The 11,845-nt window shown below is 28.3% G+C and carries 9 protein-coding genes; 7 read left to right on the top strand and 2 right to left on the bottom strand.

The features are described from left to right. Positions 1–2 precede the first annotated feature (2 nt). Positions 3–572 (top strand): orotate phosphoribosyltransferase, encoded by a 570-nt coding sequence (pyrE, locus tag FYJ26_RS00680; RefSeq protein ID WP_154538817.1) that lies wholly within the window; start codon positions 3–5, stop codon positions 570–572. Positions 573–648: 76 nt separating this feature from the next. Further along, entirely contained in the window at positions 649–1,353 is a 705-nt protein-coding gene (locus tag FYJ26_RS00675) for a glucosaminidase domain-containing protein (RefSeq protein ID WP_320595876.1), read from the top strand. 159 nt (positions 1,354–1,512) lie between these two features. Here FYJ26_RS00675 and thrB read toward each other — a convergent pair whose 3' ends face one another. After that, a complete protein-coding gene (gene thrB / locus FYJ26_RS10745) occupies positions 1,513–3,816 on the bottom strand; it encodes a homoserine kinase (protein WP_195837828.1) in 2,304 nt (767 codons plus the stop codon). Continuing rightward, positions 3,816–5,015, bottom strand: coding sequence for a homoserine dehydrogenase (locus FYJ26_RS00665; protein WP_154538816.1), 1,200 nt, complete (start codon positions 5,013–5,015; stop codon positions 3,816–3,818). The genes thrB and FYJ26_RS00665 overlap by 1 nt, the downstream gene beginning before the upstream one ends. 396 nt (positions 5,016–5,411) lie before the next feature. On the opposite strand from FYJ26_RS00665, the gene FYJ26_RS00660 reads away from it, so the two are divergent. From FYJ26_RS00660 to FYJ26_RS00640, 5 genes are all read left to right on the top strand, one after another. Further along, positions 5,412–6,743 (top strand): Mur ligase family protein, encoded by a 1,332-nt coding sequence (locus FYJ26_RS00660; protein ID WP_154538815.1) that lies wholly within the window; start codon positions 5,412–5,414, stop codon positions 6,741–6,743. Further along, entirely contained in the window at positions 6,740–7,396 is a 657-nt protein-coding gene (locus FYJ26_RS00655; protein ID WP_154538814.1) for a type 1 glutamine amidotransferase, read from the top strand. The genes FYJ26_RS00660 and FYJ26_RS00655 overlap by 4 nt, the downstream gene beginning before the upstream one ends. Positions 7,397–7,488: 92 nt before the next feature. Next, the gene (locus FYJ26_RS00650) at positions 7,489–9,144 is read left to right on the top strand and encodes a formate--tetrahydrofolate ligase (protein ID WP_154538813.1); all 1,656 of its coding nucleotides are present in this window, start codon (positions 7,489–7,491) and stop codon (positions 9,142–9,144) included. A 10-nt stretch (positions 9,145–9,154) separates the two neighbouring features. Continuing rightward, a complete protein-coding gene (locus FYJ26_RS00645; RefSeq protein WP_154538812.1) occupies positions 9,155–9,478 on the top strand; it encodes a YerC/YecD family TrpR-related protein in 324 nt (107 codons plus the stop codon). 174 nt (positions 9,479–9,652) lie between these two features. Further along, positions 9,653–11,845 (top strand): ATP-dependent helicase, encoded by a 2,193-nt coding sequence (locus FYJ26_RS00640; protein ID WP_154538811.1) that lies wholly within the window; start codon positions 9,653–9,655, stop codon positions 11,843–11,845.

Below are 11,845 nucleotides of genomic sequence, written 5' to 3'. Positions count from 1 at the left end.
TTATGGATAGAACAGTTGAATTATTAAAAAAATCTAATGCTTTACTTGAAGGACATTTCTTACTTTCAAGTGGAAGACATTCTAGAAAATATATACAATGCGCTAAATTAATAGAAAATCCAGTATATTGCGAAGAGATTGCGAAAATTATAGCTAAAAAAATTAAGGAAGCTGGAATTAAAGTTGATTTATGTGTAGGTCCCGCTATGGGAGGGATAATTATAGCCTATGAAGTAGCAAGAGCTCTAGGGGTAAATGCTATCTTTACTGAAAGGGTTGATAATATAATGACTCTAAGAAGAGGCTTTGAAATAAAAAAAGATATGAATGTTATTATAGTTGAAGATGTAATAACAACTGGAAAATCTTCATTTGAAACAGTAGATGTTATTGAAAAAGAGGGAGCAAATACTGTGGCTTTGACATCAATTGTGAATAGGTCAGGTCTTGATCAGATAAGGGGACTTAAGTTAATATCAGCTACAAAAATTCAAATTAATAGCTTTGATCCTGATAATTTACCAGATGATTTAAAGGATACTCCTGCAGTAAAACCTGGTTCTAGAAAATAAAGTTGAAATATAGCATAAGTTATGATAGAATATTTGTAACAATTCTGTAACATTTAAAATAATAAGGGAGATATGTGTGTTTAAATATAAAAAATTAAAAATATCTATGTTTTCTTTTTTATCTATTGTTCTTGTGCTAATTATTTCATCTGGAATTGAAAGTTCATCATTTGCATCAAATTCAAGTCAAAGAAGAAATAAGATTATTAGGGGAATAGAAAAAATTGACAAAGAGGCACTGAGTTTAGAGCAGTCTAAAATTAAAAGATATGAAAAATTAGAGAATGATTTAAAAGAGTTTAGGGAAAAGGGGTCTGAGAATATAAGTGAGAATTCTTATTTATATTTAACCAATAAGACTGATTTTACAGCTGATGAATTAGAAACAGGTCTTAAAAATACAGAACTTTTAGGCCTTGGTAAAGACTTTAAAAATGCAGAAGAAAAGTATGGAGTAAATGCAATACTTTTAATGGCTATGGCTAAGCATGAAACAGGTAATGGAAATTCATATCTTGCAAAAGAAAAAAATAATCTTTTTGGATTCAATGCTATAGATCAAGATCCTATTAATAAAGCAAATCATTTTAAAACTAAGGGTGAATCAATAGACTATGTAGCTAAATTCTTAAAAGAAAATTATTTGAGTAAAGATGGTAAGTTTTATAATGGAATATCTACTGCATCTATAGGAAAATTATATGCTTCAGATCCATATTGGTCAGAAAAAGTAGATTATATGATTAGAGAAGTTTCTGTAAATATATTAGAAAATAAATAAAATTAAGGTTAAAAGGGGCCGTTGCAAAATGATAGAAATTAATAATTTTGCAACAGTCTCTTTTTGTTCTAAACTTAATAATTAACTAAGGGTGCACGCCTTAATGAAAAATTAATTTTTATAAGACATAAAGATAAGAGAAACTTTATGCTTATTGGATTATGAAATTATTTTAGCCCCATCAAGATCCACATTAAGTTTTTTTACATCCCAATCTTTAAGATTGTTATTAATATAGTCTTTAAGCATCGCATATGTTTTGGAGTTTTTTTCTGAAAGTACCATTATTGTTGGGCCTGCACCACTAAGATAAGTAGCAATTGCATCAAATTCTAAAGATTTTTCTTTAAGTAAATCAAAATCTTTTATAAGTCTCTTTCTGTAAGGTTGGTGAAATCTATCATCAAGGCATACTTTAATAAGATTTTTATCAAGATTTACAAGAGCAGGAGTAAGTAAAGCAGCTCTTGAAACATTATGTACTCCATCTTTTAGACTAATCATTTTTGGAAGTATATTCCTTGAATCCTTGGTGCTTAATGAAAAATTAGGAATTAAAGCTAGAAATTCTAGATTTTTATTAAGTTCAAACCTTCTATAGTGTATGTGTTCATTGTGTTTAAGCGAAATTACAAAGCTTCCCATAATGGCTGGAGCTACATTATCAGGATGTCCTTCAATTTCTGTTGCTATGTCAAGAGCAAGTTCCTTATTTATGGTTTTATTCATCATGAAAAGAGCAGAATATACTCCTGCAACTATGCAAGTTGATGATGAGCCTAGTCCTCTAGTATATGGAACTTGTGATTTTATCTTTACTGATATTGGAATAATATCCTCATCTAAATATTTAAAAGTTTTTTTATATGAATCAATCACAAGGTTATCTTCCATGAAGGTTTCAGATTTTTTAAATGTAAACGTATTAAATAAATTTAAAGAAACGCCAAAAGTATCAAAGCCTACTCCAATATTAGCACTTGTTGCTGGAACTTTAACACTAAATTTGCAATTTAAGATTTCTAATACTTCTTTTTTCATATTTTTAGGATCAATTATCCTATGATGTATAATCTTCTTATTTTCTAATTCCTTAATATTTTTTGGAACATCAACCTTCATTAGTTTAGCTAAATCTTCAAGCTTTTTAAAATCATCTTCTGATTTAAAAATACCTATTGAATTCAAGACCTTGTCTGGAAATTTAAAAGGGCTTGCTGTAGATGCTATTAATGTCAGAGTATTATCAGATGTTCGATTTTTATAGCTTTTGTAGACACTATATGAAACAGCTGTATGAGAATCTATTACATAATTGTAATTATCGTAGCAAGTTTTTATAGCATTTGAAATATCTTCTTCTGTTGCAAAACCAGCTTCTATAAGGCTCTTATCTAAGTCTTTCCACTTGTACGATTTTTTGTTTTTAAGATCTTCCATAGCTATTTTGACTTTTTTTGTATCCCCATCTACTAGGTGGAAAAGTAAACGTTCAAGGTTAGAAGAAATTAGTATATCCATTGACGGAGATGATGTAATAATAAGATTTCTATTAGAATTATATATACCACTATTAAAAAAATCTGTAAGTACATTATTTTCATTTGATGCTACTATTAACTTGTTTATAGGCAGTCCCATCCTTTTTGCATAGTATGCAGCTAAAATATTGCCAAAATTTCCTGTAGGAACACATATATTAATTTTTTGACCTATATTGAGTTTTCCTATTTTTACTAACTTGAGATAGGAATAGACATAGTAGACTATTTGGGGTATAAGTCTACCTATATTTATTGAATTAGCAGAAGAAAGTTCATATCCCCTTTTTAAAAGTAGATTTTTGTAATTTTGATCAATAAAAATTTTTTTAACAGCACTTTGGGCATTATCAAAATTTCCATTTATAGCAATTACATCAAGATTATCTCCCTCTTGGGTTAGCATTTGGAGTTCTTGAATTTTTGATACCCCTCCCTTTGGATAAAATACCATGCAACGAACACCATCAATATTTTTAAAACCTTCTAGACTAGCCTTACCAGTATCCCCTGATGTTGCAACAAGAATTAGTATATTTTTATTGTCCTTATTGACCTCCAATGATGCTTTAAGAAGGTGTGGAAGGACAGAGAGGGCCATATCTTTAAAGGCATGAGTTCTTCCGTGATAAAGTTCAAGAAAGACAGCATCATTTTCTTTTAAAGCTACAACTTCATTAGGAAATTTTGAATCATAAGCTTTGTAAGCAATATCTTTTACCTTATCACCTAAATCATCAAAATATAAACCTAAAATATAAGCTGCAAGATCTTTATAGTTATAATCAATTAGACTATCAAGTTTTTTTATCTTTGGAAAATACTCTGGCACAAAAAGACCACCATCTGGTGCTATACCTTTAATTATTGCCATAGAACCATTCATTTTAATATTTTTATTTCTAGTCGAAAGAAATTTCATCAATAATCCTCACTTTCAAGTCTTATTATTATAGAATTTGAATCTTTTTTAAGAGCTCTTTTAAGTTTTTCATATTGACAATTTTTAATCAAGTAACTTTCATTTGTTAATTTTTTTCTTTTAAAACTATCAAGACTTATAATTTCAGAATTATATCTAACATAAAAATCCCCCTTGATTTCATCTTTTGCAATTTGTCTATTAAGTCCCTCACCAAGTCTTACCTTAGACTGTCTATCAAATAATATATCTATAATATCATTTGTAACTGCGTTAGCTGTAGGAAGCATACCTGCTCCAGCTCCATAAAACTTTAATTCTCCAACCATATCACCATATACTGTTACACTATTATAGGCTTCCCTTACAGATGCAAAGTAGGAGTTAGAGTAAACTGCTACTGGTTGGACAATTGCTTTAATTTTTTCATCTTCTACCCACGCATCACCTATGAGCTTTATGGTTCTATTTAATTTTGCAAGATTTTTAATATCACAAGCTTTTATATTTGATATACCTTCCAAGAGTATATCATTTTCATCAACATCTTGTCTAAAAGCCATTGTTGATAGAATTCTAAGTTTTCTGAGAGTGTCAAGACCATCGACATCACTAGATGGGTCAGCTTCTGCATAGCCTAATTCCTGAGCTTTTTTTAGTACATTTTCGTAATCCTCACCTTCTTCTGTCATTTTTGATAAAATAAAATTACAGGTTCCATTCAGAATACCTCTTACTCTTGTAATATCATTTTCCATAACTAAATCTCCAAGAGGTTTTAGAACAGGAATACCACCTGCAACAGCTGCCTCATGAAGAAAATGAAGATTGTTATCCCTTGCAAGGTCATTAAGTTCATTAAAATACTTACTAATAGCAGCCTTATTTGCGGATACAATATCTTTTCCCTTATTCATTGCCATCACCATCATGTCTTTTGCTTGATCAATTGATGAGGTTACTTCTACAATAATATCTATAGCGTCATCATTTAGGATTTCTTCAAAGTTATTTGTTAAAAGATTTCTATCTATTTCGACTTTATATTCTTTATTAAAATTTCTAACTAAGATTTTTTTTATGTCAATTTCTGCATTTGTATAGTACATAATAGAGTCATGTTTTTCTTTAATAATTTTATAAACGCCTTGACCAACAGTTCCAAATCCTAATATCGCTATTCCTACAATTCTTTTCATTATTTACTCCTTATTACAACAGTTTTTTATAAATTAATAATTTTTATTATTAAGCAAATATTTACTTTTTATAAAAATAATAGTATAAAATGTATTTATAATATGCAATACAAGCATTTAACTTATAAATTTTTAATATTAAGTTTTAGATATTTTTTATGATTTTATTACTTTAAAAGATAAAAGTCAAGAAGATTATGAAAATTATGATTTATACAAATAGTCAATTAAACATAGATAGTATATTTAAGTTTGGCTTAAATATTATTTCTAAGACTTAAATTATATGATTATTAACAAAAAAATATTATTTGTATTTACATGTATTATAAAATAAAAAAAGATAGTTTTGTTTTATGATTTTGAAAATCAAAATTTTTGTAATATACTAATGTCATGAGTATAAAAGATAATTTAACTATAAGTACAGCGAAATTAATTCGCTTTTTATTGAAATTGACAAAACACAAGGCTACAAGTCTTCCAGGTAAAATTGCTTATAAGATGGATAAAGATATACTTAAGTCACTTAGTAAAAATACTAAATTTATTTTTATTACAGGGACGAATGGTAAGACTATGACTACACACTTTGTGACAAGTATTCTTAAAAATCATTATAATAAAGTTTTTACAAATGAATCTGGATCAAATATGATTCAAGGAATAATTACAAGTCTTCTAGATAATCCTAAAAATGAAAATACAGTTGCCGTTTTGGAGGTAGATGAGGCGAATCTTGTTAGGGTTTCTGAATTTATAAAACCGGATTATGTTGTTTTGACAAATATATTTAGAGATCAAATGGACAGGTTTGGTGAAATTTATAATGTTTATAACAAGATTTTAGAGGGATTTAAAAAATGTGATGATGTAAAAATTATAGCAAATGGTGATTTACCAATATTTTCATATGATTCATTAAAAAAATATAATCCAATATATTATGGTATTAGAGAGGATAAAAAAGATAGTCAATTATATGACTTAGATGCTGAGTTTAATAGTGATGGCATACTTTGTCCAAATTGTAAGTCTATTTTAAAATATAGAATTATAAATTATTCATCCCTAGGAGATTTTTCATGTCCAAACTGTGATTTCCATTCTCCAAAAATAGATTATAATATTGAAAATATTTTATCTATGGAAGCAAATTATTCAAAATTTCTTATAGATAATGAAGAGTATGAAATTCAAATTGGAGGATTTTATAATATTTACAACGCCCTTGCGGCCATATCTCTTTCAAAAGAATTGGAACTTACTTATGAAGAAATATATGATGGATTAAAAAATCAGGAACACGTTTTTGGTCGTCAAGAAAATCTTAATATTGAGGGCAAAGAAGTAATTATAAATTTAGTTAAAAATCCAACTGGTTTAAATCAAATTATTAATCTTATGCTTTTAGAAGATGATCCTATAAGTTTATTTTGCTTTTTAAATGATAATTATGCTGATGGAACAGATGTATCTTGGATTTACGACTCCTATTATGAAAGACTAAAAAAACTAAATATAAAAGAAGTAAAAGTTTCAGGTAAGAGAAAAAAAGATATGAAGAGAAGACTAGAAATCGCAGATATATTTGATGGGGAAATTATAGAATTTGACTATGAAAAAGATATTTTAAAAGCTATCAGTACATCAAAAACAAATAAAATTTATATACTTTCAACCTATACTGCCATGTTAAGATTAAGGGAGGTTTTAAACTTACAATGATAATAAATATATGCCATCTTTATGGAAATCTTTTAAATACCTATGGAGATGTAGGAAATGTTATGGCTATTAAATATTTAGCAGAAAAAAAGGGCTATAAAGTAAATGTAGATGTTATTAGTATTAATGATGATTTTTATTATAAAAAATATGATTTTGTTTTCTTTGGTGGAGGACAAGACTACGAACAGTCAATAGTCGAAAAAGACTTAGAAAATAAAAAAGATAACATAATAAAATATATTGAAAATGATGGATTATTTCTTGCGATTTGTGGAGGATATCAACTTTTAGGTAAATATTATTATGATGCTTATAATAATAAAATAGAAGGTCTTAACATTTTTGACTATTATACAAAAAATCAAGAAGATTCTAAAAGATTTGTTGGGAATGTAAAGGTTAAGGATAATAAAAGCGGACAAATTTATGAAGGATTTGAAAATCATGGTGGAGTAACTTATCTTTCAGATAAACATTGTGCATTTTCAACCATTATTGAAGGATATGGAAATAATGGCCAAGATAAAACTGAAGGATTTAGATATAAAAATACTTTTGCAAGTTATCTCCATGGTCCTTTGTTAGCTCGCAATGATAATTTGTGTGATACATTTTTACAAATCATAGAAGATAATAAAAAACAGTATTAACCTAATTCACTTTAATAAGCTATTGAATTGATAAGTTTTTATTGATATAATGTACTATGAAAAGCAAATCATAAAGTTTTATAGGAGTTTAAATGAAAAAAGATATTGAAATTGCTAGAGAAGCTCAAATTAAGGATATTGATGAAATAGCACATTTTCTCAATATTGAAAAGTATGAGAAATATGGAAATTATAAGGCTAAAATCGATCTTTCTTATTCTGAAAATCAAAATAAAGATTCAAAGCTAGTATTAGTAACTGCTATTAGTCCAACACCTTATGGAGAAGGTAAGACTACTATGAATATAGCCTTGTCTATGGGGCTTAATAAACTAGGAAAGAAAGCTATTTCAGCTTTAAGGGAACCATCTTTAGGACCATCTTTTGGTATTAAAGGAGGAGCCTGTGGTGCAGGATATTCTCAAGTTATACCAATGGAAGATATTAATCTTCACTTCACTGGAGATTTTCATGCTATAACTAGTGCTGTTAATCTTGTAGCTGCAATGATTGATAATCATATTTACCAAGGTAACGAAAAAAATATAGATTTAAGTAATATTCTATGGAAAAGATGTGTTGATCTTAATGATAGGGCCTTAAGAGAAGTAGTAGTTGGTTTAGGTAAAAAAACGAATGGAATAGCTAGACAAGATGGATATGATATTACTGTTGCTACAGAAATGATGGCAGTATTTTGTTTAAGTAATAACTTAAATGATTTTAGAGAAAAAGTATCCAGAATGATAGTTGCCTATGACTATGATAACAATCCAGTTACAGTAGATGATATTAAAGCTACAGGACCTGTAGTAGTTCTCATGAAAGACGCACTTAAACCAAACCTTGTTCAAACCTTAGAAAATACGCCAGCTATTATACATGGTGGACCTTTTGCAAATATTGCTCACGGCTGTAACTCTATTATAGCCACTAAAACGGCACTTGCCTTATCGGAATATACAGTAACAGAAGCAGGCTTTGGAGCAGACTTGGGAGCCGAAAAATTCTATGATATTAAGTGTAGAAAGGCATCTATAAAGCCAAATATTACTGTAATAGTTGCAAGTGTTAGAGCACTAAAATATCATGGTGGTGTTAGCCTTGAAGATATTAATTGTGAAAATCTTGAGGGTTTGAAAAGTGGCTTTAAAAATCTTAAAGTTCATCTAGAAAATTTGAAGAAATTTTCTAATAATGTGGTAGTAGCAATTAATAAGTTTGACCAAGATACTAAAGCTGAACTAAGTTTATTAAAAGAACTAGTTAATAATTTAGGTATAGAGGCCTTTGAATGTGATGTATATCATAAGGGCTCAGAAGGTTGTCTAGATATATGCAAGTATATTATTGAAAAATCAAATAAAGATAATGATTTTAAATTATTATATGATGAATCCTTATCTATTAAAGAGAAAATTGATGTTATTTGTAAAGAAATATACAGAGCTAATGGAGTAAAATATGCAAAAAAAGCCCTTGATGAAATAGAAAGAATTGAAAATTTAAACTCAGATAAATTACCTGTATGTATTGCTAAAACTCAATATTCATTTTCTGATGATCCAAAGAATCTTAATCCTGAAAGTGAATATGAAATTACTATCAATGATATAAGATTAAATCAAGGAGCAGGTTTCATAGTTGCTATTACACAAAATATTATGACGATGCCAGGCCTTGGCAAAAAACCTGCTGCTTATGAGATTGACATTGATGAAAATGGGAATATCGTTGGACTATTTTAGGGAGATATGTATGACAGAATCAAAATTAAAAAGTAAAGAATTAGATGAATTTTTTGATGCTATATTGATGCTAAAAAATCGAAAAGAGTGTTATATGTTTTTTGAGGATGCTTGCACAGCAAGAGAGCTTCAATCTATATCACAAAGGCTTCAAGTAGCTAAATTATTAAAGATAAGAAAAACCTATAGTGAAATAGAGGAGCAAACTGGTGCATCAACTGCTACAATTTCCAGGGTAAATAGGTCGCTTCACTATGGAACTGATGGATATGATTTGGTTTTAGAAAATCTTATAGCAAATAATCTAAAAGAAGAAAAAGAAAATAATAGATAAGTAAAAACTTATAACGGATTTATCTTAATGATGTATAGACATAAAACTGGACAAAGAGCGGTAAGGATGGTACACATCAATCAAGGTGAATCCGTTTTTTAGTTAGTCTAATTTGATTAATCTTTTTTACAAACTAGTTTGTGGTATAATTGTAAGGATGAAAGGATGTGAAAAATGGACTTATCTAATTTAAATGATAAACAGAAAGAGGCTGTTTTACATAATAAAGGTCCTTTGTTAGTGGTAGCAGGTGCAGGTAGCGGTAAGACTCGAGTTCTAACTACAAGCATCGCTTATCTAATTAAAGAAAAAAATGTGGATCCAGTAAATATTTTAGCCATAACTTTTACCAACAAAGCTGCTAATGAAATGAAAGAAAGAGTTGCTAATTTATTGGGTAAAGATGTATCTTATCTTTGGATTGGGACATTCCACTCCATATGCGCAAGAATTCTTAGGATGAATATTGATAAGTTAGGCTATGATAATAACTTCACAATATATGACACAAATGATCAGAAAACTTTAGTAAAAGAAATAATAAAAGACTTAGGATATAAGGATGAAATAAGCCCAAAAGAAGCCTTAAATATAATCTCATATTGTAAAAATAAATCAATATACCCAGATGAATTCTTAAAATTAAATACATTCTATGTAAAACAAGAAGAGTATTATAAAATATATAAAAATTATGAAAAAAGAAAGTTTGAATATAATTCCTTAGATTTTGATGATTTAATACTTAAAACTTTGGACTTGTTTGCAGAAAGTCCTGATACTCTAACTTACTATCAAAATAAGTTTGAGTATATTTATGTAGATGAATATCAAGATACAAATAAAAGTCAATATGAATTGATTAAATTCATAGGAAAACTACATAATAATATTACTGTTGTAGGAGATGCTGATCAATCTATTTATAGCTTTAGGGGAGCTGATATAAATAATATTTTAGATTTTGAAAAGGACTTTAAAGATGCTAAGACTATAAAACTTGAGCAAAATTATAGGTCGACTTCAAAAATCATAAATGCTGCAAATAAATTGATAGAAAACAATACCGAAAGAAAAGATAAGGTTCTTTGGACATCAAAAAAAGATGGTGCAGAAGTCTTATATAAAAAATCTTCTCTTGAAACAGAAGAGGCAAGCTTTGTAGTTAATGAAGTTACATCACTTTTAAAAGATGGCTATAAATTAAGTGATATTGCAATCTTATATAGGACCAATGCTCAATCGAGAATATTTGAAGAAGTTTTCATGAAAAAACTTATAGATTATAAGGTTATAGGTGGTTTAAAGTTTTACGACAGAAAGGAAATAAAAGACCTTGTAGCTTATCTTAAAGTTTTAGTAAATCCTAAGGATGATATTTCATTAAAAAGAATTATTAATGAACCTAAAAAAGGAATAGGTCAAAAAACCATAGAAGGACTAGAAAAAGAGGCTTCTAAATTAGGTTTTTCTTTGACAGAACTTGTAACAGACCCAAGTCTTTTCAATGGCCTTACTGAAAAGTACAAAAATACTTGTAGAAAATTTTATGATCCTTTAAAAGATATTTTTGAACATTATAGTGATTATCTAATAGTTGATTTAATTGAAAATGTTTTGGATAAGAGTGGTTATTTAAAATCTCTTGAAGAAAGTTATTCAATAGAAAATAGATCAAGGATTGACAACTTAAATGAGTTTATGTCTTCTGCAGCTGAATATCAGTCAAATAATCCTGAAGACAATATATATGACTACTTAGAAAATCTATCTCTTTTATCAGATCTTGATAAGACGGAAGAAAGTAATGAGGCTATATCTTTAATGACTGTTCATTCTTCGAAGGGTTTAGAATTTAAAGTCTGTTTTATTGTTGGTATGGATGAAGGTTTATTTCCATCAAAAAGAAGTATTGATGAAGGAAATATTGAAGAAGAGAGAAGACTATGCTATGTTGCAATAACACGTGCTATGGAAAAATTATATATAACCTCAGCAGAAATTAGAAGACAATATGGTCAGCCAGTATATTATAAACCATCAAGATTTTTAAATGAATTAGACGGTTCAATAAAAAAGCTAGATCAAGATAAGACTCAAACCTTCTCCAATCACGAGTTAAGAGTTAAGACAAATGAAGATTACATGAGAGATAAGGCCAGAGAAAGTGTTCTAAAGAAAAAAACCATAAAGGAATCATCAAAAGAAGAATTTAAAATAGGTGATAATATTCTCCACTCTAAATGGGGAAAGGGTATGATAGTACAAATAAAATTATCTACTGATGGAAATGAACTAGTTGTAGCATTTGATAAAAAAGGTCTTAAAAAATTAAATCAAGACTATGCTCCTATAAAGAAGGTTTAA

It is taken from the genome of Anaerococcus porci (assembly GCF_009696575.1).
GTDB classification, from domain to species: domain Bacteria; phylum Bacillota; class Clostridia; order Tissierellales; family Peptoniphilaceae; genus Anaerococcus; species Anaerococcus porci.
The sequence above is the reverse complement of the archived record's forward strand: the minus strand, read 5'-3'. Positions and strand labels throughout refer to the sequence as shown.

Coding starts and splice junctions, on each gene's coding strand:
- FYJ26_RS00640 (WP_154538811.1), top strand. CDS start 9,653: ATGGACTTATCTAATTTAAATGATAAACAGAAAGAGGCTGTTTTACAT.
- FYJ26_RS00655 (WP_154538814.1), top strand. CDS start 6,740: ATGATAATAAATATATGCCATCTTTATGGAAATCTTTTAAATACCTAT.
- FYJ26_RS00645 (WP_154538812.1), top strand. CDS start 9,155: ATGACAGAATCAAAATTAAAAAGTAAAGAATTAGATGAATTTTTTGAT.
- thrB (WP_195837828.1), bottom strand. CDS start 3,816: ATGAAATTTCTTTCGACTAGAAATAAAAATATTAAAATGAATGGTTCT.
- pyrE (WP_154538817.1), top strand. CDS start 3: ATGGATAGAACAGTTGAATTATTAAAAAAATCTAATGCTTTACTTGAA.
- FYJ26_RS00665 (WP_154538816.1), bottom strand. CDS start 5,015: ATGAAAAGAATTGTAGGAATAGCGATATTAGGATTTGGAACTGTTGGT.
- FYJ26_RS00650 (WP_154538813.1), top strand. CDS start 7,489: ATGAAAAAAGATATTGAAATTGCTAGAGAAGCTCAAATTAAGGATATT.
- FYJ26_RS00660 (WP_154538815.1), top strand. CDS start 5,412: ATGAGTATAAAAGATAATTTAACTATAAGTACAGCGAAATTAATTCGC.